This is a genomic window from Bartonella tribocorum CIP 105476, from assembly GCF_000196435.1.
GTDB classification, from domain to species: Bacteria; Pseudomonadota; Alphaproteobacteria; order Rhizobiales; family Rhizobiaceae; genus Bartonella; species Bartonella tribocorum.
In genome coordinates, this window is the sequence record NC_010161.1 from 2,314,786 (window position 1) to 2,340,240 (window position 25,455).

19 protein-coding genes and 7 pseudogenes are annotated in these 25,455 nt (G+C 40.4%); 9 read left to right on the top strand and 17 right to left on the bottom strand.

The features are described 5' to 3' along the window. Positions 1–40: 40 nt before the first annotated feature. Together pal and BTR_RS10455 are read right to left on the bottom strand one after the other, a co-directional pair. Positions 41–559 carry a peptidoglycan-associated lipoprotein Pal gene (gene pal, locus BTR_RS10450; RefSeq protein WP_012232427.1) on the bottom strand — a complete coding sequence of 173 codons (519 nt, stop codon included), beginning with the start codon at positions 557–559 and terminating at the stop codon, positions 41–43. A gap of 201 nt (positions 560–760) precedes the next feature. Further along, positions 761–1,456: a DUF1013 domain-containing protein gene (locus BTR_RS10455; protein WP_012232428.1), complete on the bottom strand. Its 696-nt coding sequence runs from the start codon at positions 1,454–1,456 to the stop codon at positions 761–763. A 373-nt stretch (positions 1,457–1,829) separates the two neighbouring features. On the opposite strand from BTR_RS10455, the gene BTR_RS10460 reads away from it, so the two are divergent. Together BTR_RS10460 and BTR_RS12020 are read left to right on the top strand one after the other, a co-directional pair. Beyond that, on the top strand, positions 1,830–2,576 hold the full coding sequence (locus BTR_RS10460) for a YebC/PmpR family DNA-binding transcriptional regulator (protein ID WP_012232429.1): 747 nt from the start codon (positions 1,830–1,832) through the stop codon (positions 2,574–2,576). A gap of 628 nt (positions 2,577–3,204) precedes the next feature. Continuing rightward, positions 3,205–4,133: pseudogene (locus BTR_RS12020) on the top strand (tyrosine-type recombinase/integrase); the annotation flags it as partial. 51 nt (positions 4,134–4,184) lie between these two features. On the opposite strand, the gene tolB reads toward BTR_RS12020, so the two are convergent. From tolB to BTR_RS10550, 15 genes and pseudogenes are all read right to left on the bottom strand, one after another. Continuing rightward, on the bottom strand, positions 4,185–5,510 hold the full coding sequence (tolB, locus tag BTR_RS10480; RefSeq protein ID WP_012232433.1) for a Tol-Pal system beta propeller repeat protein TolB: 1,326 nt from the start codon (positions 5,508–5,510) through the stop codon (positions 4,185–4,187). Positions 5,511–5,553: 43 nt separating this feature from the next. Further along, on the bottom strand, positions 5,554–7,050 hold the full coding sequence (locus BTR_RS10485; protein WP_012232434.1) for a cell envelope integrity/translocation protein TolA: 1,497 nt from the start codon (positions 7,048–7,050) through the stop codon (positions 5,554–5,556). A gap of 98 nt (positions 7,051–7,148) precedes the next feature. Beyond that, positions 7,149–7,601 (bottom strand): protein TolR, encoded by a 453-nt coding sequence (gene tolR, locus BTR_RS10490; RefSeq protein ID WP_012232435.1) that lies wholly within the window; start codon positions 7,599–7,601, stop codon positions 7,149–7,151. 14 nt (positions 7,602–7,615) lie between these two features. Beyond that, positions 7,616–8,329 (bottom strand): protein TolQ, encoded by a 714-nt coding sequence (gene tolQ / locus BTR_RS10495; protein ID WP_012232436.1) that lies wholly within the window; start codon positions 8,327–8,329, stop codon positions 7,616–7,618. Between the two features lie 1,140 nt (positions 8,330–9,469). Continuing rightward, positions 9,470–9,910 (bottom strand): tol-pal system-associated acyl-CoA thioesterase, encoded by a 441-nt coding sequence (ybgC, locus tag BTR_RS10500; protein ID WP_012232437.1) that lies wholly within the window; start codon positions 9,908–9,910, stop codon positions 9,470–9,472. Between the two features lie 213 nt (positions 9,911–10,123). Beyond that, the gene (gene ruvB / locus BTR_RS10505) at positions 10,124–11,215 is read right to left on the bottom strand and encodes a Holliday junction branch migration DNA helicase RuvB (RefSeq protein WP_012232438.1); all 1,092 of its coding nucleotides are present in this window, start codon (positions 11,213–11,215) and stop codon (positions 10,124–10,126) included. Between the two features lie 13 nt (positions 11,216–11,228). Next, on the bottom strand, positions 11,229–11,843 hold the full coding sequence (gene ruvA, locus BTR_RS10510; RefSeq protein ID WP_012232439.1) for a Holliday junction branch migration protein RuvA: 615 nt from the start codon (positions 11,841–11,843) through the stop codon (positions 11,229–11,231). A gap of 13 nt (positions 11,844–11,856) precedes the next feature. Then, complete coding sequence (gene ruvC, locus BTR_RS10515; protein ID WP_038474282.1) at positions 11,857–12,372, bottom strand: crossover junction endodeoxyribonuclease RuvC; 516 nt, start codon at positions 12,370–12,372, stop codon at positions 11,857–11,859. 1,648 nt (positions 12,373–14,020) lie between these two features. Then, positions 14,021–14,337: pseudogene (locus BTR_RS13585) on the bottom strand (DUF1465 family protein); the annotation flags it as partial. 19 nt (positions 14,338–14,356) lie between these two features. Further along, positions 14,357–14,622: pseudogene (locus BTR_RS10525) on the bottom strand (DUF1465 family protein); the annotation flags it as partial. Between the two features lie 19 nt (positions 14,623–14,641). Beyond that, a pseudogene (locus tag BTR_RS10530) lies at positions 14,642–14,907 on the bottom strand (DUF1465 family protein); the annotation flags it as partial. 19 nt (positions 14,908–14,926) lie between these two features. After that, positions 14,927–15,192, bottom strand: a pseudogene (locus tag BTR_RS10535) (DUF1465 family protein); the annotation flags it as partial. A gap of 19 nt (positions 15,193–15,211) precedes the next feature. Next, a pseudogene (locus tag BTR_RS10540) lies at positions 15,212–15,477 on the bottom strand (DUF1465 family protein); the annotation flags it as partial. Positions 15,478–15,496: 19 nt separating this feature from the next. Beyond that, on the bottom strand, positions 15,497–16,015 hold the full coding sequence (locus BTR_RS10545; protein WP_012232441.1) for a DUF1465 family protein: 519 nt from the start codon (positions 16,013–16,015) through the stop codon (positions 15,497–15,499). Between the two features lie 183 nt (positions 16,016–16,198). Then, the gene (locus BTR_RS10550) at positions 16,199–17,341 is read right to left on the bottom strand and encodes an OpgC family protein (RefSeq protein ID WP_012232442.1); all 1,143 of its coding nucleotides are present in this window, start codon (positions 17,339–17,341) and stop codon (positions 16,199–16,201) included. Positions 17,342–17,699: 358 nt separating this feature from the next. Between BTR_RS10550 and BTR_RS10555 the strand changes: the two genes are divergently transcribed. From BTR_RS10555 to BTR_RS10590, 7 genes and pseudogenes are all read left to right on the top strand, one after another. Next, positions 17,700–18,362 carry a thiamine phosphate synthase gene (locus BTR_RS10555; RefSeq protein WP_012232443.1) on the top strand — a complete coding sequence of 221 codons (663 nt, stop codon included), beginning with the start codon at positions 17,700–17,702 and terminating at the stop codon, positions 18,360–18,362. Between the two features lie 311 nt (positions 18,363–18,673). Further along, a complete protein-coding gene (locus tag BTR_RS10560) occupies positions 18,674–19,414 on the top strand; it encodes a TIR domain-containing protein (protein ID WP_041582708.1) in 741 nt (246 codons plus the stop codon). Between the two features lie 965 nt (positions 19,415–20,379). Further along, positions 20,380–20,745, top strand: a complete 366-nt coding sequence (locus BTR_RS10565; RefSeq protein WP_012232445.1) for a helix-turn-helix domain-containing protein — start codon at positions 20,380–20,382, stop codon at positions 20,743–20,745. A gap of 793 nt (positions 20,746–21,538) precedes the next feature. Next, positions 21,539–21,904 carry a helix-turn-helix domain-containing protein gene (locus BTR_RS10570; RefSeq protein WP_038474739.1) on the top strand — a complete coding sequence of 122 codons (366 nt, stop codon included), beginning with the start codon at positions 21,539–21,541 and terminating at the stop codon, positions 21,902–21,904. A 362-nt stretch (positions 21,905–22,266) separates the two neighbouring features. After that, positions 22,267–22,630: pseudogene (locus BTR_RS10575) on the top strand (helix-turn-helix domain-containing protein). 336 nt (positions 22,631–22,966) lie between these two features. After that, on the top strand, positions 22,967–23,170 hold the full coding sequence (locus BTR_RS13790; RefSeq protein ID WP_012232448.1) for a hypothetical protein: 204 nt from the start codon (positions 22,967–22,969) through the stop codon (positions 23,168–23,170). Between the two features lie 649 nt (positions 23,171–23,819). Beyond that, a complete protein-coding gene (locus BTR_RS10590; RefSeq protein WP_012232449.1) occupies positions 23,820–24,863 on the top strand; it encodes a tetratricopeptide repeat protein in 1,044 nt (347 codons plus the stop codon). Positions 24,864–25,455: the final 592 nt, after the last annotated feature.

Below are 25,455 nucleotides of genomic sequence, written 5' to 3' on the forward strand. Positions count from 1 at the left end.
TAAGAGCTCATTGAATGGTTGAAACAAACCATTCGCTTTTTTAACGACTGTTCATGTCACTCAACGTTGTCACGGCACGTCGATTTTGATTCCAACAGGAAATATCATCACATACTGCGACAGGTCTTTCTTTCCCGTAAGAAATTGTTTGAATCCGTTGCGCAGACACACCAAGAGACACCAAATAATTTCGCACAGCAACAGCACGGCGCTGTCCAAGTGCCAAGTTATATTCACGTGTTCCCCGTTCATCAGCGTGACCTTCGATCATAATAGAATAATAAGGATAATGAAGCAACCATTCTGCTTGGCGCGTTAAAATACGCTCAGCATCGGCATCCAATGAAGAAGAATCGAGACTAAAAAACACGCGATCCCCCACGTTAACCGTAAACTCCTGCCCTGAACCTGGTCCCTGATTCAAAGCAGCATCATTCATATAAGCACCATGCATACCATCAAGTGCACCGATATTTTTTTTGCCACACCCACCCAAGCACAGTGAGAAAAACAAGAGAATAGCTAAAGAATGAGAGAAGGTATTTTTGGTAGAGCGCATAGTTTGTTTCTCCTCGAATTTCGTAAAGAAGGGCAAATTCTTAAAAATACTTTTAAGAATAACCATTAATTCCTAATGAAGACGAAATTTTTCTGTTTTTTTATCATCATTTTTCAGTCTCTGCCAATTTTCTTCCCTCCAGCTCTTTCTCTAACATTTCCATGAGAAATTGAGAAATTTTGGACTTATACATCATGCTGTTTACGCATCCTCTTGCTCTTGACGCTCTTTTTGCAACGCGTTCAATTTTGCAAAAACTTTATCAGCATCAAAAGTCTTGTGTGGATTTTCTTCACGCTCATTTTCCTCGAGAACAGCGTTTTCGGTCACAGAAGCAGGAAGCAATGACCTATCTTCCTCTGCAGCAACAGGACGATTTTTTGCCGCGCGCTGGAGTTCAAAATCTAGATCGATTTGCGAACACAAGCCAAGTCCTACAGGATCAAGAGGAGATAAATTCGCGCTATTCCAATGGGTTCTGAGGCGGATTTGTTCAATCGTTGCTTTTGTTGTCCCAATCAAGCGTGCAATTTGTGCATCTTTCAATTCGGGATGGTTGGTCACCAACCATAAGATACCATTGGGACGATCTTGACGTCGAGAAAGAGGGATATAGCGCGCTCCTTTACGTTTTTTTTCAGGAATATGCACCCTCGATTGAGAAATTTTCAAGCGTGCGTTTTGATCCGCCTCCACCCGTGCAATTTCACTGCGCGTCAACTGCCCAGAACTAATTGGATCGAGACCTTTAATACCATAAGCTGCCTCTCCATCGGCAATAGCTTTTACTTCCAAGACATGCAATTTACAAAATTCTGCAATCTGCTCAAAAGAAAGAGCTGTATTATCAACCAACCAAACAGCTGTCGCCTTGGGCATCAAAAGTTGCGTTGCCATTTTTATAAATCCTCTTTTGCGCCTCTTCTATGAGGCAGGTTACCGCCCACTCAAGAGCACTGAAACTTTTTAATTATATATTCGTTTTCTCTACCCACTCTTAAAAATAAAGCGAGGCATGGAAAAAACCATTTTGCCATGAGATTATATTCTGTTATAGCGTGATTTTTTCTCAACGACAAGAGATCTCTCTTGGAATGATCCTCAACGAAGGTGTCTTTACCTTTAAGATGAATTTTCTTATAAAGGATTTATTCGATTATTTCACCTCATGCTGTGGCATATTTATTTTTGGTGGGATGCGTGTTTTATTGCCTTAAATTCTAACAGAGCATCCAACTGGAAGGACAGCCCTCAAACAGGAAGGAAGACTATGGCAGGCCATTCACAATTTAAAAATATTATGCATCGTAAAGGGCGCCAAGATGCAGTGCGCTCGAAAATATTTTCTAAGCTTGCACGCGAAATTACCGTCGCAGCGAAACAAGGTGCTCCTGATCCAGCCATGAATCCACGTTTAAGGCTGGCGGTCCAAAATGCCAAAGCACAGTCAATGCCGAAAGATAATATTGAACGCGCGATTAAAAAAGCTTCAGGAACCGATGTCGAAAATTATGATGAAGTCCGCTATGAAGGCTATGGACCAGGCGGTGTTGCTGTCATTGTTGAAGCTTTAACAGACAACCGCAATCGCACCGCTTCAAATGTACGTGCTGCCTTCACCAAATCAGGAGGTGCCTTAGGGGAAACAGGGTCTGTCAGTTTCATGTTTAATCGGATTGGGGAAATCATTTATAAGCCAGAAGCAGGAACAGCAGATCACATCATGGATGCTGCCATTGAAGCGGGTGCCGAAGATGTACAATCAGAAGAAAGCGGCCATCATATTACCTGCGCATTTGAAGATATTGGTGAAGTTTCAAAAACACTTGAATCAAAACTTGGTGAAGCAGAATCGATTAAAACAATTTGGAAAGCCACTACCCTTGCTCCAATCGATGAAGAAAAAGCTTTATCCGTTTTACGACTGATTTCAACATTAGAAGAAGATGATGATGTGCAAAATGTTTATGCTAATTTTGATGTTAGCGATGAGATTTTGGCAAAATTGTCCGTATAATTCCCGCCTTTTAGCCCTCTCTTCATCTATGAGGGACTAAAAAAATCTATCACCCTTTGCCCACAATATAAAACCCCCGCGTCAATAGCGGGGTCAATCATTTATAAAGCCCAAGAAAACCATAATCAATTGCAATAAATTGCATAAAAAAGCGAAGTGAAGAAAAAACTCATAAAGCAAATACCCTTGAACGCTTAAATAGTTTTGATGATAAAAGCGTACAAAACTCTTTCATCTTACACTTTTCTTCTATATTTTAATCTTCTATATTTTAAGAATGCCTCCTATAGCTCCTCTCTCTTTGTTCTTTAGAATTAACCTTTCCGCCCCCTCTTCAAATGATGAAAATTTTTGCTCTGATCTGGTTTGTAAACAATTCGGATTTTTTAGACACATTCCCATCATCATGCATAAAATTACTTGAAACTGAAAGCAACACAACTTTCCTCTAAATACGCATCACATTGATTTAAAGGAGAGTTGAGCATTTTAATGTGAAGGAGATTCCTTAAATATCGTAAGATTATCGCATTTGAAATCAGTTTATGTTGAATCAATCAAAACCATTCGCTTGCACGTCATAAGCGGGATGAATGTGTAAATAAAATTGGGATACGAAAGAACTAAAATGGCTCTTATGAACGCCCTCAAATGCAAAGTCTGTCGCAACACCCACGGGCTGGCAAAGTGTGTGATGGTGCTGGCTTGTTACTCAATAAGCGTAAAGATGGAGGTGCTCAATGGATTTTACGGTATACCCTTCACGGGTGCCGTTGTGAAATGGAATTGGGTGCGCTTTGAGAGATGTTTTTTTTAAAAAGCGTGTGAATTGGCAACTGGGTGGCACTCTGTTTTACGTGAAAGGTGTTCCTCCATTAAAGAACGCGATAAACAAAAGCGTGAGGCAATAAGCAATCTTCATTATTGGAATAAGATATTGCTTTGGGTACTTTTGAAAGCCGTAAAGCTGAATTAAAAGAAGATGGCAAGGCTGGAAATTGGTTTTCACCTTTAAAACTCCATGTTCTTTCCAAATTGGGTTGCCTCCCCGTTTCTGAAATTACCCAAACAGAGATACGCAATACCCTTGCTCCTATTTGGCATACAAAAGCTGAAGTTGCTTATAGAGCTTTCAAGTGTCTTAATATGTGTCTTAAACATGCGGTTGCATTAGGGTTGGATGTTGATTTACAACAGCAGAAAAAGCACAAGCTTTATTAAGCAAACAACGTCACAAAACTCCTAATAGACCAGCTATGGATTGGAGAGATGTTCCGGCTTTTTATAAAACACTGTGTGAAGCATCAATCCCTAACACTATTGGCTTTGCATCTGCTTATTTTTACAGGCGTTCGTGCAAATGCCTTGCGTCATATGCGTAAAGATCAGATTGATGCGGATATATGGATAATTCCTGCTGAAAATATGAAAGGACGGCGTAATGTTCCGATAGAATTTCGTGTGCCTTTATCAATAGAGGCATTAGAAATTAAAAAAGCACGTTTGCTTTCTCGCAATGATTTCTTTTTTTCTGCAACCGGTCGCGGTCCTCTTTCTGATAAGACTATATTCCCTCTATGTTTTTGTATTTTTCTCAAGCATTTTGTTTTATTGTATATTAAGCAATGGCGACCACGCCGGATCGGAAGCATCATTGGGTGTGGGGAGTTGTCGTTCATTGCGTCCCGTAATGTCAATGGTATAGATTTTGGGTCCCATACCGGGGTTTTTGCGAAAGAACATCAACACACGTCCATTAGGCGCCCAAGTGGGACCTTCATTATGAAACCCTGTGGTTAAAATTCGCTCTCCTTGTCCATCAGGGCGCATAACACCGATAGAAAATTGTCCGCTTAATTGTTTTGTAAAGGCGATATAATCCCCCCGTGGCGACCAAATAGGTGTCGAATAACTCCCCTCATTTGAAGAAATACGCTGAATATCACTGCCATCCGCATTCATTTTATAAATTTGCGGCTTTCCGCTACGATCTGAAGAAAAGACAATTTGTTGTCCATCTGGTGAATAAGAAGCAGAGGTATCAATAGCAGAAGTTGTTGTAAGACGTGTCATGGTACGGGTGCGTAAATCCATGGTGTAAAGATTGGCGCTCCCATCATTTTGCAGCAAACTCATAATGACCTTTTGTCCATCAGAAGAAAAACGCGGAGCAATTGTCATGTTATGAAACGTTCCAATCAACTCTCTTTGTCCCATTTCAATTTGTTGGAGATAAACATGAGGCACTTGATTGTCCTCATAAGCCATATAGGTCATTTCTTGTCTTTTGGGTGAGAAACGTGGTGTAAGCACCAATTCACTCCCATCAGACATATAAATCAAATTTGCGCCATCTTGATCCATCATTGCTAAACGTTTAATACGTGCGTTTTGGGGACCTGTTTCATCGATAAAAACAATTCTTGTATCAAAATAACCACTTTCCCCCGTCATCTCACTGTAGATCTCATCTGCAATCATATGAGCCACACGCCGCCACCGTTCTGTCGCAGTATAAAAACGCCGTCCTTTCAATTGCCGCTGTCCAAAAACATCCCATAAACGAAAATCAACCCTCAAACGTCCGTCGATTTCTCTCATGACTTGCCCCATCACCAAACCTTGCGCCTTTATTTTCTGCCATGAAGCAAAATGCGGTTGTTTATTCGGATTAGAAATTTTTTCAAAAAAATTTTCCTTATCAAGTGGTACAAAAAGCCCCGACCGTTCAAGATCAGCTGTCACCACAGCCGTTATTTTAGATCCAATCGAATCATTCGAAATAAAGTCTGTAATTGCAATGGGAATAGGGTTAAAGTCAGCGCTCGAAATCGTTCCTTTCAACTGCGCATAAACTGATGACATACTTGAAAGCCACAAACTACAAGTGACTATAAACCACGTAAAAACTCTATGTCTCGTTATAGTCATCATGGAATGTGTCCTTTCGTTAAGCGAATGTATTTTCTCTCATTTATCATCTTATTTCTTGGAGGGGATCAACATTAAAGTCAAACCCCTGCCCCCACAAGCCATATTGATCACGGGGAAGATCTGCATAAGGTTGGCATGAGAAGACAGCAGCATACACCTGCCTGATCATAATCGCTTGTTGACTCTCAAGACCACTTACAGGCTCAATAATAGGATCGCCCATAACCATCCCTTCACGATCTAAGTAAAATCGCAACCGCACAACGGGACGATTTTTTAAATCGCCACCAAGCGCCACAAGTTTAAGCTTCTGTTGAATACATCCCCCCGCAATATTGACCAATGTTTGTGCCATTTTTGTGGTATCATGAATATTTTTTCTTGCCCCCAAAGCTTCTGGTGTATGAGAACGTTTTGCTCCCCCTCCTTGTGACCGCGCACGATTGAGCAAATTATTTTCTTCCATGGCTAAAATATCTTCAATAGTTTGTTTTTCTTGATTTTTTTTGTTAAGCTTTGACATCTTTTGATTCAAAGCCCCCTCTTTCTTCATTGGAAATTCTTGGTCAAATTTTGGTTTAAACTGCGGAAGAAGAGGTTTTTCTGGAAGTGCAATTTTGGGCGCTTGAGGAACAGTCTGCTCTGCTGGGACCTTTTGTACCGTTGGAGCCAATTCTTTCGGTGATATCATCTCTTCACTTTTGTGCGCAGGCTTAAGAGAAAGCTTGGGCGGCGCATCCTCTAGCGCTTGCAAAGGCATCTCAGGTGCAACCTTCAGGGCGTCCTCTAGCGCTTGCAAAGGCATCTCAGGAGCAACCTTCGGGGCGTCCTCTAGCGCTTGCAAAGGCATCTCAGGTGCAACCTTCGGGGCATCCTCTAGCGCTTGCAAAGGCATCTCAGGTGCAACCTTCGAGGCGTCCTCTAGCGCTTGCAAAGGCATCTCAGGTGCAACCTTCGGCGCATCCTCTAGCGCTTGCAAAGGCGTCTCAGGTGCAACCTTCGGCGCATCCTCTAGCGCTTGCAAAGGCGTCTCAGGTGCAACCTTCGGCGCATCCTCTAGCGCTTGCAAAGGCATCTCAGGTGCAACCTTCGGGGCGTCCTCTAGCGCTTGCAAAGGCATCTCAGGTGCAACCTTCGGCACATCCTCTGTTTTTGCTTCTACTGATTCTGTAAGCTTGGATGTTTCTGACGGATTGCTTATCGGCGGCGGTGTTGTCTCAACGGATTGGGGTTTTTCCTTCGGTTGAAAAGGCGCAAGACTATCGCGTTGCCCCTCTCCAATATGGCGGGCATCTTCTTTCTCTTGGGGTTTAGTGGTTGGTTTAACGGCGGGGACCGCATGGATAGGCGCTTTCACGGAACCTTGTTGAGAGGAAAACTCTTCCATCAAAGGCGCAAGAGTAATGGGAATTGCTTCCAATGGTTGTGGTAAAGAAACAGAGTTCATAAACTGAACGGCACCCCAGCCGAGAAAAATAACATGGACCACAAGGGATAAAGCCAAGCCTCGTTTCATGCTATGATAAGAGCCTTTGTTCATTCTTTATGCCTTCATTGATACCTTGTATTTTTTCATTTTTAATCACACTGTACTCTTTTAAAAATTTTAAAAACAACTATTTAGGCGAATTTTATTATTTATTGCGCGAGACTTGCTAGTGCAACTTGAGAAAACCCAGCTTTTTGAATATCGGCAAGCAATTTTAAAACTTGTTGATATTCAACAGTTTTCGCAACCCGTACAAAAATTCGTTGATCTTTTTGTGTTGCATCCGCTTCCAGAAGCGCTTTAAGCTGTGCAATCAATGCCTGTGATGTTTCATAGTAGTCTTGATGAATGGCAAAGCGCCCTTGCGCATCAAGTGAAACCGTAAGGGGCGTTTTTTGCGCACGTACGGGACCCGCTTGACTGCGTGGCAAATCCAAAGGAACACCGTTTACTAAAAGGGGGGCAGAGACCATAAAAATAATGAGCAACACCAGCATCACATCCACAAAAGGAGTGACATTGATCTCACTCATCAGTTGGCTTCGTGAGTGATGCCGCCTACGTATCTTTTTTTGAGAAGAAGAAGCAACAGAAACGCCCATGGATAAGCTCCTTTTTATAAAGAGGAAGGTGCTGTGCGTGTTTCATCAATACGCCGCGAGACAATGGTTGAAAACTCATCAGCAAAATTTTCTATTTGTGCAATGATGCGCGCACTTTCATGGGTCAACTTATTGTAGGCAATAACAGCTGGAATTGCTGCAAACAAACCAATAGCCGTTGCCAAAAGTGCTTCTGCAATCCCTGGCGCGACAATGGCAAGAGACGTATTTTGAGAAGCTGAAATAGAAAGAAAAGACTCCATAATCCCAATCACTGTTCCAAAAAGACCGATAAAGGGTCCCGCAGATCCCAGTGTCGCAAGAAAACTCAACTTTGATTCTATTTTTTCACTTTCACGTCCCAGCGTTAGATCCATCGCCTTATCAATTCTGCTCTGCAAACTTGTCGAAGTATGGGTCCCTTTTTCAAGAGATTTTTTCCATTCAACCATTGCCGCCATAAAAACGGCAGATATGCTATTGGTACGTTGACTTTTACATGAAGCATAAAGATCTTCTAGTGCTTTGCCTGACCAAAATGTCCGTTCAAATTGCTTTATTTCACGCCGTATTCTCCGATAGGTAAAAATTTTATCAAAAATAATGGCCCAACTCCAAACGGAAGCAAGCAGCAACAAAACCATAACAACTTTAACGACGAGACTCGCTTGCATAAACAAATGCAACATTCCCATTGTTTCCGGATTCGTTAGTTCTATATGCGGCATAATTCTTGTCCCTCTAAATGAAAGGTGCATTCCTTAAAATTCTATAAAACAGATTGTTTTATAGTTTCTAAATTTAAGTAAAAAACTTTAGTCTCACATAAATCCATACGCTAAAACAAGACCTGTTTCTTAAATTTCTTTAAAAAGTGATCACGAGAAGCATCCCTCAATACACCTCTCCCTCATTTCACAACGACATAAACCCCTCCCTCTCTATAAATAATATAAAGCATGATATCACATCTATTATGCGTCCCCATCTTTACGTTTATGAAAAGAACGCTAAACCATCATACGTGTTTCCAACTCAAAATGTTGCGATAAGTCTTGGCTCTTGAAAAGCTTTACAAAAGGCAATTTTATACCTTTCTTAATCCTCGTTTCCCCTCACGCACCAACCCCGTCTGTGACAAGAAAAAAAATGTAAAAGATAAGAAAATGATTTTGATGAATTCACAAAAGAGCTTGAAAAGAGAAAATCTTACAAGTCTCAAAATTTTCATTTAAATTGCAACACACTGAGTAATCATAATCAATAAATATGTTATCATCATGAAAGGTTACGCCTTGCCTCAAGCTATTGTTTCTCTCATTTTCCCTTAAGCTTAATAGGATTACGCCATCGAGCACAAAAAAACTAAAAATAAATCATCATAAAATGCCTCATCCCATGCCCCTCATCCCATGCCCCTCATGTAGGTCTCATCATGTAAGTTGCATACAATCGAGTGTAAATCTCCTATAATCTCATTGTGCTGTGAATTTTTTCCTTTCAATGCGCATCATCTCTTTGGCACCACGGTATAGCTTCAAAACTTCCCCAACGTGCAAAAAAACTTTTCATCCTCTTTGACTTGATGGAACTCTTTGACTTGATGAAAACTGCCCCCTTCATTCTCTTGGCTTACTTGCGATCTTTAACCACTATGGCATTAAAAATGATACATAAATTTTTACACATTTTTCCAATGGAGCACATGCTACCCCTTTATGAAAGAGTAAGTAAACGGTTTTAATTATTTCAACGTGAAAAAGATTTGGAATGAGAAAATTTTACGACACCCGAGGTTCTCATTCAGATTGCATAACGCTCTATTATCTTTATAAATCAATATGCCGTATATCCAACGTACAACACTTTTAACCAAGCATTTTTGCAACAAGCTCTTTGGGTAAACGTCTCGGTTTTGCCTCCTCATTAATCAGAGCAATTTCAACTTTTGCTGTGACCAAAGTGGTCGCCTCATGTACAATCGCTTGCTCCATAAAAAAGCGCGCCCCTTGGATATGATCAACACGTGTTTTAACGACTAAAAGGTTATCAATTTTGGCTGGTCGTGAAAAACTAATTTCCATATGGCGCACAACAAAAAACAGTTTTTCCCCCTCAATCCCTGCTGCTAATATCTTATTATTAAAACCGGTATCCCGTAAAAACTCTGAACGTCCCCGTTCAAAAAATTCCAGATAACGCGCATGATAAACCACACCGGAAAAATCTGTATCAGCCACATAAACACGCACCTGAAAATTATGAAAAGCATTTGTATGATTGCTCTTGAAATGTGTTATTTCTGTCATTGACTTCATGTCCCATAAAATTATTTAAGTTAGAAAATTGTTTATCAATCAAAAGATTCAACACATTTTTGTGTTGAAGTTGTGAAAAGCCAAAGCACAAAATCCTCCATCGTTTTAAACCTTTTCAGCCAAAACACACGGACACGCAGAACACCTCTGATCCTTATAAGCGTCTGTGATAAACTATCTGCACAGTTTTTTTAAAAAAATGCCTTAGTCATCTTCCCCATCCCATAAAGTTGTCTGAAGTGATACATTGTCTTGAGCATCAGAAAGTTGCGTACGCTTTTGTATCGACGTTGAAGCAGGCGCAGCAAGTCCTAAATGGCTCCAAGCCTTTTCCGTGAGAATGCGACCACGAGCCGTTCTTTGAATAAAACCTTGTTGGAGAAGATAGGGTTCCACAATATCTTCAATCGCATCGCGTGGTTCTGATAAAGCAGCCGCAATGGTTTCAATGCCCACCGGTCCTCCTAAAAAAGTTTCCGCAATCAGGAGTAAATAACGCCGGTCAAGGGGATCGAGCCCCAGATGATCCACCTCAAGGCGTGAAAGCGCTTCATCAGCGATTTTTCGATCAATTTGTTTTGCTTGTTTTACCAAAGCAAAATCACAAACGCGCCGTAAAAGCCGTCCGGCAATGCGCGGGGTCCCCCGTGCTCGGCGTGCAATTTCATGCGCACCATCATCACTGATCTTGACAGCAAAAAGCCGCGCATTACGCTGCACGATATATTCTAATTCCTCTATCGTATAAAAATTAAGACGAATGGGGATGCCAAAACGGTCTCTCAGCGGTGTGGTCAAAAGCCCCAACCGTGTTGTTGCCGCCACCAAAGTAAATTTAGCCAGATCAATTTTAACTGAGCGTGCAGCCGGCCCCTCTCCAATGATCAAATCGAGTTGATAATCTTCCATGGCTGGATAAAGAATTTCCTCAATCGCCGGATTTAAGCGATGAATTTCATCAATAAACAAGACATCGCGTTCTTCAAGATTGGTCAAAAGAGCAGCCAAATCTCCTGCTTTAGCAATGACCGGTCCTGAAGTAGAACGAAAATTAACGCCTAATTCTTTTGCCATAATCTGTGAGAGTGTTGTTTTTCCCAGTCCCGGTGGTCCTACAAACAAAACATGATCCAACGCTTCTTGTCGCGTTTTTGCGGCTTCAATAAATATTTTTAAATTTGCCCGTGCCGCTTCTTGACCAATAAAGTCATCAAGAACTTGTGGTCTTAGGGAACGATCCGGATCGTTGGGAAGGGGAGCGGGACCCAGAAGGCGTTGATCTTCATCTTTATGCATTGTTACCTTTTATTCAAGTAGGAGAAGAAAGCAATTTGAGACTATGGCGTATCAGCAGGGCAGAAGACACAGCCTCCCCCTCAAGAGCGTTCATCGCAAGAGCAAGAGCACGGGCAGCTTGCTCCCGTTCAAAGCCTAGCTTCATCAATGCGGAAAGCGCATCATGGGCAGGTTGATGAGTTATCTCACGCTGCGGAACTGAAACAGTCTTGACCGCCTGTTCAAAGGGGAGTGTTTTACTTTTCAACTCTCCCACAATTCTTTCACTAACTTTTTTACCAACGCCTGGTGCGCGACTAATCATCGCCACATCGTTTAAGGCAATAGCTTGTGCAAGTTCATCTGGCGATAAAGTCCCCAAGATTGCCAAAGCAACCTTTGCCCCTACACCTGGAACATTTTGGAGCATACAAAACCACTCCTGTTCAGCTCTTGTCGCAAAACCAAAAAGGCGGATTGCCTCTTCCCGAACATGGGTTTCAATAAAGAGACTTAATGCCTCCCCAACAGAAGGCAAAGAAGGACGCAACCGATTTGAGATAAAAACGACATACCCCACACCATGAACATCAAGAACAATATAATCTTCAAAGATATGTTCAAGCGTACCCTTTAATTTACCAATCATATCGCCATCCCAATCATATCGCCATCCTTGCCTGATAAGATTGATCAATCCTCTTACGATGCATGCTATGACAAAGAGCAAGAGCAAGGGCATCCGCCGCATCATTGCTATCAAATTCAGCCCGTGGGAGGAGAACTTTAACCATCATATGAATTTGTTCTTTAGCGCCATGTCCAACACCAATAACCGATTTTTTGACTTTGTTGGGGGCATATTCAAAAACAGGACAATTGGCTTGTGCAGGAACCAGTAGCGCAATGGCACGCGCTTGCCCAAGTTTTAGCGTTGCTGTAGCATCTTTGTTGACAAACACATGTTCCACCGCAGCTTCATGGGGCATAAATTGATGCACAACCTCTGAAAGACCTTTATGGATTTGACAGAGTCTGGAAGCCAGATCACACTGTACATCAGAAGAAACCGTCCCTGCCGCAACAAACTGAAGACGATTGCCCGCAAGATCGATAACGCCCCATCCCGTATACCGTAGTCCGGGATCAATGCCTATAATACGAATCGTCTCTGCCATAAACGCTAGTTTATACACTTTTCCCCCTTTTGAATAAAGGCTCGCCCACAAAGAAAACAGCAGCAAAGGACAAAACCAGTAAAAAGAAGGACATATGTTATGAGTTTATACATTTAAACACACGAACAAACGAGACATAATGCCATAAAACAAAACCATTCATACCTCACAAGAAAGCAAAAGCAATGCATAAAAATCCCCCTTTGATCTCATCTCCCCCCTCTATCTAATCTTCAATGTCATAACGATTAAACCACCACAAGCGAACAAGGAGAGAAGCCATACTTTGATCTATAAATGGCAAAAATGCTTCTCAAATGCTTCTCTATGGACGAGATAGACTTCACGAGGTCTTTTTACGTTATACGCCCCATGATATGGACGTGAACAAACATTGCGAGGTATTTTTTACATCCCCCTCACAACACAATAACAAGAGCATTGCATAAGCAACCGAAATCCCATAAAGACAGCCCCCCATGATCCCCCATAAAGCATTTTTACGACAATTTATTTTGTGATTTTGGATGTTTTATTTTCCGTGAAGAGAGCCCCTCCTCTACCCCTCCTCCTTAAAACTGAGAAAACCCAAAAACCAAAATCCCAAAAACGAAAACAATGCATCATGATCATGAGAAAACGCATTGATTGACAAGGACACCCTAGCATTCTTTATGTTGAATGAAAGTTCCAAACATCAAAAGATTTTTTCATTCCCAACCTATTTTTATGTTGTATCTATAAAAACCATTCCCTTGCACACCATAAGCGGAAGAGCCCCATGGAGCGCGAAACTGTACAAGAAAGGACATACTTCTTATGAACCATTTCAAATATAAAGCTCTGTAACAACATGAGGGGTTAGCAAAATGTAGTATGATGGGGCTGGTTTTCTCTTTTATGAAAACACAAAGATGGGGAACTCAATGGCTTTTAGACACTTTATGGGGAATTTTATGCACTACTTCATAGAGAGATGATTTACCCTTATACTATTCACGGACGATCGTCACGAAAAGGGGGTGGTGACGCGTTAAGAAATATTTCTTTAAAGCAAGCGCGCAAATTAGCAACACCAGTATATTCTGTTTGAAACGTTCAGTATAACACACACTTTCCAGCAATTTTATGAGACATAAATTACAGAGCTTTCCCTCCTCCCCTCCTCTCAAAGGACGAAGATTCCTACCAGCGTTATCTTATAAAAAACAATGACTCTCGATGGCTTTTTACTGTTGACCACTTATGTGCCCCCTTCATAGGCGCTAAGGATAAGCCCTGCCCTCAACACATACGTACTGTAATTTTAAATACTGAATACATCACAGCTATGTGCCTTATATCTCTGCCTTAAACGAGGATATTTTACGGTAGAATAAGATAAATTGATGTCCAAGAGCTTGGCTAATATCCGGCATAGCCTGATCATTCTCATCGCTAAGATAAAATCACACAATATCAAAAGAAAGCGTTCCAGCGACAACAAACTGAAGCCTATTCCCCACAAAATCAGCCGCAGCCCATACTCCACACCATCATTCGAAATCAATGCTCCCCTCTCTGTCATAAACTCAAGATATTTTTCCACACTCAAAGAGAAGCTAAGCAGAAAAAACTCTCCAGATTAGTCTTAGTCGCGAAATTTTAGTCACGACAACAAATATACCGCTCGAAATATCACACAAAAAAAGCCAAAAAAATATCCCCAACCACCGACTGTTTTCAACAATTCGATTTGTTTGTCCATTGGATTTTCATTACTCAAGTCACAGGAAGCAGCCGTCTCCCACCCTGCGCGCATATACTTGATGCGTGCCTCTCAAACGAGAGTGAATGAGCAACAAATTGGCGGAAAATTTCTGGGAGTTCGTCCCAATGAGCGGTTTCAAATTCTAGGGTCGGTGTATGAAGGGAGACTTTCACGATTTCTTTTTTTATTTGTTCGGATGACATTTCTCCTTTGCGCAAAGTAAGAAAATATCCTCTAAGAACGCCCAAAGGCGGTTTTCAGCAATTCGATTTGTTTGTCCATTGGATTTTCATCACTCAAGTCACAGGAAGCAGCCGTCTCCCACCCTGCGCGCATATACTTGATGCGTGCCTCTCAAACGAGAGTGAATGAGAAACAAATTGGCGGAAAATTTCTGGGAGTTCGTCCCAATGAGCGATTTCAAATTCTAAGGTCGGTGTATGAAGGGAGACTTTTACGATTTCTTTTTTTATTTGTTCGGATGACATTTCTCCTTTGCGCAAAGTAAGAAAATATCCTCTAAGAACGCCCAAAGGCGGTTTTCAGCAATTCGATTTGTTTGTCCATTGGATTTTCATCACTCAAGTCACAGGAAGCAGCCGTCTCCCACCCTGCGCGCATATACTTGATGCGTGCCTCTCAAACGAGAGTGAATGAGAAACAAATTGGCGGAAAATTTCTGGGAGTTCGTCCCAATGAGCGATTTCAAATTCTAAGGTCGGTGTATGAAGGGAGACTTTCACGATTTCTTTTTTTATTTGTTCGGATGACATTTCTCCTTTGCGCAAAGTAAGAAAATATCCTCTAAGAACGCCCAAAGGCGGTTTTCAGCAATTCGATTTGTTTGTCCATTGGATTTTCATCACTCAAGTCACAGGAAGCAGCCGTCTCCCACCCTGCGCGCATATACTTGATGCGTGCCTCTCAAACGAGAGTGAATGAGAAACAAATTGGCGGAAAATTTCTGGGAGTTCGTCCCAATGAGCGATTTCAAATTCTAAGGTCGGTGTATGAAGGGAGACTTTTACGATTTCTTTTTTTATTTGTTCGGATGACATTTCTCCTTTGCGCAAAGTAAGAAAATATCCTCTAAGAACGCCCAAAGGCGGTTTTCAGCAATTCGATTTGTTTGTCCATTGGATTTTCATCACTCAAGTCACAGGAAGCAGCCGTCTCCCACCCTGCGCGCATATACTTGATGCGTGCCTCTCAAACGAGAGTGAATGAGAAACAAATTGGCGGAAAATTTCTGGGAGTTCGTCCCAATGAGCGATTTCAAATTCTAAGGTCGGTGTATGAAGGGAGACTTTTACGATTTCTTTTTTTATTTGTTCGGATGACATTTCTCCTTTGCGCAAAGTAAGAAAATATCCTCTAAGAACGCCCAAAGGCGGTTTTCAGCAATTCGATTTGTTTTCCTACTGGATTTTCATCACTCAAGTCACAGGAAGCAGCCGTCTCCCACCCTGCGCGCATATACTTGATGCGTGCTTCTAAACGCAGTGAATGAGCAACAAATTGGCGGAAAATTTCTGGGAGTTCGTCCCAATGAGCGGTTTCAAATTCTAGGGTCGGTGTATGAAGGGAGACTTTCACGATTTCTTTTTTTATTTGTTCGGGTGACATTTCTCCTTCACGCTCTGCCCGAAGAAGAAGGAGTTGAGAGGCAATTTGCATAAGTCGTGTACTTAAATACATCGCCTCTTTTGCATAGAGTGCAGAAATTTCTGCCGAAAGGGAACGTGCTACAACTTTCCCTTCTGAATCGATATAGGCTGCTGTTTTTTCAATCAGCGCCATTGTCTCTTCATAAAGACGATTAAAAGCATTTTCAAAAGCATTATGCTCAATCATGATAATAGGTTCATCATAGGGACGTTTATGTACGCTCACGCTTTTATACTCCAAATATCAGCACAAAACCACACCACTCAACGAACAGAGTCTTAAAAAGTTTCTTTTGTTACTGTATAGAATGCTTTTTTTTGAAATGACTACCTCTTTTATTTTTTTTGTGCAATGCGCTTTTTATACTAAGGTTAACGCTGCTAAACAAACTCTATGGGAGCGTTTTTCTTATAAACGGATCAGTTTCCTTGAAAAAGCCCCCTGCAAAAACCGCTGTTTTTCACAATAATAGGCCACTCCAAATTGCAGAGCAATCCCCGTTATCATTAAGAGGCTATCGGAAAAAAACGTTCCTGTCATCACTGTTTTTACAATTTGTCCAAACATCGCAAAAATAGTTCCCGTTACAAAGACCGGTAAACTATGTTTTCCTAAGATTACTAAAGGATGTTTCTCTGAAACATAAAACCATTTATTGACACGCGGTAAGCATAGAATGAGGAAGGATAATGCAAGAACATGGAGCAAACGTGGCAAGCTTAAAAAGGTTTTATTAAAGTTGATTAACGGAGAAGACCAACCGAGCCATCCCAAAATGCCCCACCAATTTAAGCGCACCCATAATAGTGCCAACAAGAGATATACTACCGTACAAACCAGCCAAAAAGACTGAAAAGCGATTGTTTTACCTTGTTTGAGTGCTAAAGTGCTGGTCAAGCCTATGACAAATAAGAATTGCCAAGAAAGAGGGTTCAAAAACCATTTTCCCTCTATAGGATAAGAAGGGGGAGCAATTTTATAAAATCCGCAAGTAAGATAGAGTATAAACGAGCCCCAAAGCAGCCATTTTGTCTGTTTACAACTCAAATAAAGGATGAAAGGTGCAAAAAACATCAAAACGATATAAAGTGGCAGAATATTATTATAGCCCAATTGATGCCCAAAACTTAAAGTGCTTAAAAATGCGATAACAGGCTCTGTAAAAAAGAGCCCCACATTATTCATCGTTAACAGTTTTTCTGTTCGCCATAAGAAAAAAGCTCCTAAAAACAGGCTTAACGTAACAAAAGTGGTCAAAAGATACGCTCCGTAGAGCTGCAAAGCTCTCTGCCAATATTTTCTGATAATAAAAGCAAAAGGCTTCTGCTGTAACCGCCCATGAAAACTTAACCCCAGCGAAATTCCTGAGAGCAAAACAAAAATCTCTGCAGAATCAGAAAAACCAAAATTTTTATGGGTCATATGCTCATAGAGCGTTCCGGGAATATGGTTGATGAAAATCGTCAATAAAGCTAAAGAACGAAACACATCAATGCGTGTATCACGACAAAAAGGCTGCGTATTATGATCAACAACGGCTTGATATTTCATCAATGGACTCCCACACGTCACAAAGCCCCTAAGTCACATAAAAAAAGTCGTTACGCCCATCACAAATGAGATATGATGAAACTTTAACTTTTAAGAGTCAAGTTTCTTTTTAAGTGTTATTTTTTTTTAAGGCAAAAGGATGAAAAACACTCATGCGTGTATCACGACGAAAAGGTTGTATCGTATACTCAACAACAGCTTGGTATTTCAAACATCTTGTATTTCATATCAATGCACTCCCACACGTCTCCCCTTGAAATCATGGGAAAATAGTGATTACCCTCATCGCAAACAAGCATGAATAGGATGAAACTTTAACTTTTAAGAATCATTTTTTTATAAAAATCAGGGATATGGCATGACACAACAAACAAATAAACCGATTGAATCCCCTCTTTTTCCTCAATTGGTTTTAACCCTCGATATTCGACGCAACACGCCGCACAGTTTTTTGCGTCCCATTTTGCAAACAAAATCCTTTGCATGCGTCATTCTTTACGATTCTGAAAAGCAAAAAGATAATGGCTCTTTTTTACAGCAACAAGCACAAATTTACGCAGAAGATATTCAAAACAATGACGCTGCTCTTCTCATCACTGATGACAGCCGCATTGCAGGACGCATAAAGGCTGATGGTTTGCACATAGAAGATGATCTTAATGCACTTGAAAGCTTTAAAAACCAGCAAAAGGAACAAAAAATCTTAGGCTTTGGCAATCTACGCAATCGCCATAGTGCCATGCTTGCAGCAGAAACAGGTGTTGATTATCTTCTGTTTGGCAAATTAGGAGCTGATAAAAAACCCCATGCGCACCCCCGTAATCTCCAATTAGCTGCGTGGTGGGCAGAGATTATGGAAACCCCTGCCATTATCCAAGCAGGAAGCGATTTTGCAACCTTTGATGAAGCCTTAAAGACTGGATGTGAATTTGTCGCTGTAGAAGAAGTTATTTTGGGGAACGACAATCCTTTAATATTGCTTAAAACAATGCAAGAAAAATGTGAAAACACCCCCTTGTAATGTGGGAGGGGAATTCATAAATTAAGTGTTAACTTTCGTGTTGCCTACATAGAACACACAATGGAACATAAAAAACAGGAGAAAAATTTGTTTCGTTTATTCATAATTTAATCAGATTGCTTCATCACACATTAAAATTCCCCATCATTTAGTCAAATTTTCTCACGTTTCAATCAATTGAATGGAAGGTGACGGTTTTCTTTGTGCATAGTATAAGAAAATGAAATCATAAAATTATTTAAATTCAAATATTTATAAAAATGAACCACTATTTTATATTAAAAGCTAATAATATCGAAAGAATACACACAGTGAAATATAGCGGAACGTTTGAAGACCTTAAAAATATAGTTAAAACAGCTGGATATAAAATCAAAGAAACTAAATCTCTATCACTTAATTCCTCTGGAGGATACCAGATCAAAACCTTCAATGGAGGAATTATTAATTGGTATGAAAATACAGGAACAATCAACTTTCAAGGCAAAGAAAATATAAAACAGAAGTTAAGAGAAGACTTAGCAAAGCATATAGAAGAAAAATCACAAACCTTTTCCCCCAAAACGGCTTTCAATACCTCAAATAAAAAAATTTTTATCGTTCATGGTCATGACCACGTTGCCCTAAAGCAACTTACATCTATTCTTAATGATCTTAATCTTGAACCATACATTTTACAAAATACTGGCGGGAATGGCTTAACCATCATTGAAGCTTTAGAACAAGGAATTTGTAATGATTTCATAAAATTCGGTATTGTGCTGCTTACTCCCGATGATATAGGTTATGCCAAATCTAAAGGTAAAAAAACAGCACAGCCCCGTGCGCGACAAAACGTTATTTTCGAGATGGGAATGTTGATGAATGCACTTTCTCGCAAAAATGTCGCTATTCTAATAAAACAAGAACTTGAACTCCCTTCAGATATTCATGGAATTATATACATTCCTTTTAAGAAACACGTAAAAGAAACACTTAAAGATCTTTCTTATCGACTATGTGAAGCCGGCTTCAATTTAGATGCAAAAAAAGTTTCTCATGCATCACGTTAAATTTGAATAACACTTATCTTTAGTTTTTAAAACGCACGCCCCCCCAAAAAAACCATGGCACTCCACCGCATCTCATAGCCCCCCCACGTTCTTTAAAGACAAAGAAACAGTCGCCCCCTGCTCTTCTTCAATAGCCAAGCGGTGGTGCAAATTTTAATAAAGAAACCGCTTGTGAATTCATTACCGTGGAAAAAATCATTTTAGACCTTTTGATAAAGGCGGCTTTGATATCATGTTTTTGGTTATCGTTTCAGAGAGGTTAAAAGGCGGATAGGCTCTCATTAAAAAACTATCTTTTATTGTAAATTGTCTCAAATTCCTTTATGAATCAAAAGGTCTCTTGGTCGCATATGCAACGATCAAGAGGGCTCTAAAGCCTGAAAACTCAAACATGAATTGATCCGGCTTTGCGGGTGTCCTGAAATTCCGGGAGTTTTTGCTCTGTCCAGGTGCTTACCAGCACTAAAAGCAAAAAGGCTGACTAGAACTCAGTATTTTCAAGCTCCCGGAATACCCATGCGAGGGCGCTCGCAACCGGCGGGAGGGTAAAATGCAAACCAACAAGCTTAATTAACGACATTTTCATTGGCAAAGAAAACACACTATATCACTTACCCGCGCAAACAATCTCCAGTAAGAAAAATAGTTATGCTTTATTACTTGCATCAAAATTACTTGCATCAAAACCACACGGACTCTCATTAAAAACTATTTGTTATTGCCAACCTCCTGAAATTCCTTTATGAGTTAAAAGGTGTCTTGGTCGCATACGCAACGACCAATAGGGATCTAAAAACCCGAAACCTAAACATGAATTTACCCCACTCTGTGGGTATCCCGGAATTCCGGGAGATTTTGCTATGTCCAAGTGCTTACCAGCACTAAAAGCAAAATGCTGATTTAGGTTCAGTGTTTTTAGACTCCCGGAATACTTATGCGAGGGCGCTCGCAACCGGTGGGGAAAAATGCAAAATCAAAATCTTAATATTGATCTTTTTGTTGGCAAAAAAATTCGCTTGAGACGAAAAAGGCTAAAGATGTCTCAAACAACTTTAGGAAACGCTTTAGGAATAAGTTTCCAACAAGTTCAAAAATATGAAAAAGGCTTAAATCGTGTAAGCGCAGGGCGTTTAATGGAAATTTCTGATATCCTCAATGTTCCGATTTCCTTTTTTTATGCGGATATCATCACAAAACAACATGCCCTCTCCTCTCACGATGAAGTCATCTCGAACACAGAAGAATACCAACTGCTCAAAAAATTTAGAGTTTTGACCACGATAAAAAAGAGAGCTATTTTGCAGTTACTTTCTGATGAGAATACAAGCTAAAATCATGCGATAGCGCACACTACGCTCTATTCAAAGTCACCCCTTTTGTGAACGCTTTATATTGCTTGCATCAAAAAACACGCTGCCTTTCGCTTTACAAACCCTATACGTTAAGAAACGCTCTTTTTTATTACCATTCCCCTAAAAATTACTTTATGAATTGAGAGATGTTTTGATTGCATACACAACAGTAAGGAGAGCTCTAAAGCCTGAAAACTCAAACATGAATTGACCCACTTTGCGGGTGTCCTGAAATTCCGGGAGATTTTGCTCTGTCCAGGTTCTTGTCCGCACTAAAAGCAAAATGCTGATTTAGGTTCAGTACTTTTAACTCCCGGAATACGCATGAGAAGGCGCGCGCACTTGGTGGGGAACAATGCAAACCAACAAGCTTAATTAACGACATTTTCATTGGCAAAGAAAACACACTATATCATTTACCCGCGCAAACAATCTCCAGTAAGAAAAATAGTTATGCTTTATTACTTGCATCAAAATTACTTGCATCAAAACCACACGGACTCTCATTAAAAACTATTTTTTATTGCCAACCTCCTGAAATTCCTTTATGAATTAAAACATGTTTTGGTCGCATACGCAACGACCAAAAGGGGCCTTGAAAACCCTAAGTTCTAGCGTAAAGATGAATCCACTTTGTGGGTATCCCGGAATTCCGGGAGTTTTTGCTATGTCCAGGTGTGTTTCCGCACTAAAAGCAAAAAGGCTGACTAGAACTCAGTATTTTCAAGCTCCCGGAATACTTATGCGAGGGCGCTCGCAACCGGTGGGGACAATGCAATCTCAAAATCTTAATATTGATCTTCTGGTCGGCAAAAGAATTCGCTTAAGACGAAAAAGGCTAAAGATGTCTCAAACAACTTTAGGAAACGCTTTAGGAATAAGCTTCCAACAAGTTCAAAAATATGAAAAAGGCTTAAATCGTGTAAGCGCAGGGCGTTTAATGGAAATTTCTGATATCCTCAATGTTCCGATTTCCTTTTTTTATGCGGATATCATCACAAAACAACATGCCCTCTCCTCTCACGATGAAATCATCTCGAACACAGAAGAATATCTGCTGCTTAAAAGATTTAGAACGCTCACCACTGTAAAAAGGAAAGCCTTTTTACAACTCATCATGGATGAACATGCAAGCTAACATCATTCGATAGCGGCGCAAAACACGCTCTGTTCAAAGCCTCTCTCAATGTGGTTATTTTATTGCTTTCACGCAAAACACATCACCTTTCATTAAAAAAGCTGTTTTTTATTGTAAATTTTCTGAAATCACTTTACACATTAAAAGGTGTCTTGGTCGCGTACGCAACGACCAATAGGGATTCAAAAACCCGAAAACTCAAACATGAATTTATCCCACTCTGTGGGTATCCCGGGATTCCGGGAGTTTTTGCCATGTCCAGGTGCTTACCAGCACTAAAAGCAAAAAAGCTGATTTGAGTTCAGTATTTTTGACTCCCGGAATACTCATGCGAGGGCGCTCGCAACCGGCGGGAGGGTAAAATGCAAATCAACAATCTTAATATTGATCTTTTTGTCGGCAAGAAAATTCGCTTGAGACGACAAATGCTCAAAATGTCTCAAACAACTTTAGGAAACGCTTTAGGAATAAGCTTCCAACAAATTCAAAAATATGAAAAAGGCTTAAATCGTGTCAGCGCGGGACGTTTAATGGAAATTTCTGATATTTTGACTGTTCCGATTTCTTTTTTTTTATGCGGATATCATGCCAAAACGACAGCCCCACCATGATGAAACTATCTCCAGTAGAGAAGAATACCTGCTGCTTAAAAGATTTAGAACGCTCACTTCGATAAAACAAAGAGCCATTTTACAATTACTCTCTGAACCCAATGAAAGCTTTTAATATCACGTGAATACGACAGGCTCTGTTTACCCTACAGACTCTGTGCATCTGCATACATCACAAACATCCCCGCAAAGAGCAGCGCTTGAAAATTTATTGGATCAATCTGCAGGAGCACCCCATGCAATCATTTGACTTTGTCTGTTAAGCATAAGTTTTAAATACCATGAAAGATGATGGCAGTTTTTTAAATAATGTGTAAATATTGATAAATAAATACTTGCTGAGATACCGATACGTGATAGTATAACGATAGAAAAGGTTCTTGTCTTATCTTGTGCAAGAACTTTCTTAAGAAAAAACGAGTCAGAAAAAAGAAAAATGATAGAGGGGGGAATGAAGATTTTAAAATATTTATTTCTGTCACAACTTTTGTTAGTGGCTGGTTGTGCATCTCCAGGGAACTATGTATCAAATTATGTTGATGAAAATCTTGCGGCGGAGAAGAGGGTGGGGGATTTAAAAGTATACGATTTTTCTAACGATGTCAAAAGATCTTTACCAATCAATCCAACCACACTTCTCCTCTTATCAAAGTGATACAATAGACAACTTTACGCCTTTATTTATCGATCTGTTGCGGCGAACGGGATAGAATGTGATTTATACAGATCAACCCCAAAAGCAGCAAAACATGGGTGTGGGGTTGTTTTACACACGAACACCAAAGGATGATGGACATATAATTTCTGTGCTTCAGTATGATTGGTCGGGAGAACCAAATTATTATCTACGTATTTATCAGAATAAATAAACCCGCTCTTTGAAGATGGACATTCTCTCTATTTCGAACATAAAGACTTAAAATTTTTTGCAAAAGATAAAGAAATTTGCACCTCATTTTAACGGATCTAACAAGTGCTCCTACACGCTCTCTTTTTCTCAACATTTCGCATTTTTCATAAGCAATTCGTCACATATTTTAAAAAGTAGCCTCATCATAGACGCTTTTTTATTTTAAAGTTATAGATATTTATTAAGAGAAGATAACCTCTCTGGATCATTCATTCTTGTTGTTTAAAATAGCACTGTTTAAAATAGTCTGGTTCTGATCAACGTTGATGCTATTTTTATAAAGGGGCCTAAACCTCCCTTAACGGAAATGAAAAATAAGAAAGCCATGGGATTCGGCTTGTAATGATGAAAAAAAAATGTGAAAATTCTGTTTGGTAATGAGGAGGAGAAATCGATGATCAAAAGAAGTGTTCAACTGCTTATCCTAGGAATGATAGGGCTTGCAAGTTCTGTTTTAAATTCTGCTGGAAACACTGATGAACTCTCAGATTTTGAACACTCTTTCAATACAATTCAAGAATCTTCAACCCCAGAAGAACCTTTTCAGCCCTTAAAAGCTGGAGACTATGACCAAGCTTATGACTATTACATTCAAGGCTATTATTTAAAAGCTTTTCGTGAAGCCCTCCGCCGTGCTGAAAAAAATGATCCTTTTGCGCAAACGCTTCTTGCCCGAATTTATATGGAAGGATGCGCTGTTCCCGTTGACGGGGCGCGGGCTGCTTTATGGTTTGAACGTGCAGCAAAACAAGGGGAACCCCAAGCCCAACTGCGCTATGGGCTTATGCTCTTTGATGGTAATTTTGTAAAACAAAATCAAGAACTTGGTGAACAGTTTATTCGAAAATCTGTCAACGCAGGTGTTAAGGAAGCCTATTTTTATTATGGACAACTTCTTCTTTATAAAGCCTCCCAGGAAAAACAAACTCTCCCCGGCGTCTCTTCTCAAAGCCGTGAAAATGAAGCCATCGAGCAAGCTTTAAAATGGCACTTAAAAGGGGCTGCTCTTGGGGATGCAGAAGCTGCTTTTGCAGCGGCAAAAATTCTTTCCTTAGGCACTTTAAATCGACCAAAGGATGAGCGTAATGCCCGCAAACTGCTGGAAGTTGCAGCTCAAAACAACCACTTAAAAGCGCAACTTCATTTAGCACAATGGCTTATACAGGGACGCGGAGGAGAAAAAGATTTTGACCGTGCTTTTCATTTGCTGCTTCACAATGCCACCCACATGGTCGCCCCAGCACAAATTTCCCTTGCAAGACTTTATCGAGACGGTATCGGAACAAAAGGCGATACGATCATGGCAGCAGCATGGTATCTGCTTGCAAAGGAGGCAAAAATGCAAGCTCCTGATCTTGAAATAATGCTCCAAGGTATGGACAATACACAACGAGAAAAGGCGCAAAAAGAAGCCATAAAGCTCCTTCCTGTTTTTTAAAAAGCACTTAACAAACTTAAATTTTGCTTAGCACAAATTTCTCTCAAAAAGGCTTTATCAAAAGAATAAACAAAATGATACTTCAAGACACAGAAGGCAACAGGCACAAGAACACCGCCATGCTCTATACCAACAACGCCATGCTCTAGCGGCTAAAGAAGGCAAAAGCCCCTGATCTTGAAAGAATGCTCCCCCTCTATCCCTTCTTTACTTCATACCCCTGCTTTGCTTCATAAAAGTACAAGCTCACACTATCATAGGCTTTGCCAATCCTCAATATTGTAGAATCCTTTAACCCTTAAGAAAATTCATAAAACACATTTTTATTTTTATAAAAACGCTTGAGAAAAATGCTATTCTTTGCTTCAAAGAGATAAAGTTGATAGAAATTCCGGGAGTTTTTGCTCTGTCCAGGTGCTTGTCCGTACTAAAAGCAAAAAAGGCTGATTAGGTTTCAGTATTTTCAAGCTCCCGGAATACGCATAAAAGGGCGCTCGCACTTGGCGGGGACAATGTAATCTAACGCATGTGATAGTGCACACCACACTCTCGATAATGCGATACGCGTTGTTCAAAGCCATACTCCCTCGAT

Bases quoted from the DNA above. Each gene is read 5' to 3' on its own strand.
- pal (WP_012232427.1), bottom strand. From the start codon at position 559: ATGCGCTCTACCAAAAATACCTTCTCTCATTCTTTAGCTATTCTCTTG.
- BTR_RS10455 (WP_012232428.1), bottom strand. From the start codon at position 1,456: ATGGCAACGCAACTTTTGATGCCCAAGGCGACAGCTGTTTGGTTGGTT.
- BTR_RS10460 (WP_012232429.1), top strand. From the start codon at position 1,830: ATGGCAGGCCATTCACAATTTAAAAATATTATGCATCGTAAAGGGCGC.
- tolB (WP_012232433.1), bottom strand. From the start codon at position 5,510: ATGATGACTATAACGAGACATAGAGTTTTTACGTGGTTTATAGTCACT.
- BTR_RS10485 (WP_012232434.1), bottom strand. From the start codon at position 7,050: ATGAACAAAGGCTCTTATCATAGCATGAAACGAGGCTTGGCTTTATCC.
- tolR (WP_012232435.1), bottom strand. From the start codon at position 7,601: ATGGGCGTTTCTGTTGCTTCTTCTTCTCAAAAAAAGATACGTAGGCGG.
- tolQ (WP_012232436.1), bottom strand. From the start codon at position 8,329: ATGCCGCATATAGAACTAACGAATCCGGAAACAATGGGAATGTTGCAT.
- ybgC (WP_012232437.1), bottom strand. From the start codon at position 9,910: ATGACAGAAATAACACATTTCAAGAGCAATCATACAAATGCTTTTCAT.
- ruvB (WP_012232438.1), bottom strand. From the start codon at position 11,215: ATGCATAAAGATGAAGATCAACGCCTTCTGGGTCCCGCTCCCCTTCCC.
- ruvA (WP_012232439.1), bottom strand. From the start codon at position 11,843: ATGATTGGTAAATTAAAGGGTACGCTTGAACATATCTTTGAAGATTAT.
- ruvC (WP_038474282.1), bottom strand. From the start codon at position 12,372: ATGGCAGAGACGATTCGTATTATAGGCATTGATCCCGGACTACGGTAT.
- BTR_RS10550 (WP_012232442.1), bottom strand. From the start codon at position 17,341: ATGAAATATCAAGCCGTTGTTGATCATAATACGCAGCCTTTTTGTCGT.
- BTR_RS10555 (WP_012232443.1), top strand. From the start codon at position 17,700: ATGACACAACAAACAAATAAACCGATTGAATCCCCTCTTTTTCCTCAA.
- BTR_RS10565 (WP_012232445.1), top strand. From the start codon at position 20,380: ATGCAAAATCAAAATCTTAATATTGATCTTTTTGTTGGCAAAAAAATT.
- BTR_RS10570 (WP_038474739.1), top strand. From the start codon at position 21,539: ATGCAATCTCAAAATCTTAATATTGATCTTCTGGTCGGCAAAAGAATT.
- BTR_RS13790 (WP_012232448.1), top strand. From the start codon at position 22,967: ATGAAGATTTTAAAATATTTATTTCTGTCACAACTTTTGTTAGTGGCT.
- BTR_RS10590 (WP_012232449.1), top strand. From the start codon at position 23,820: ATGATCAAAAGAAGTGTTCAACTGCTTATCCTAGGAATGATAGGGCTT.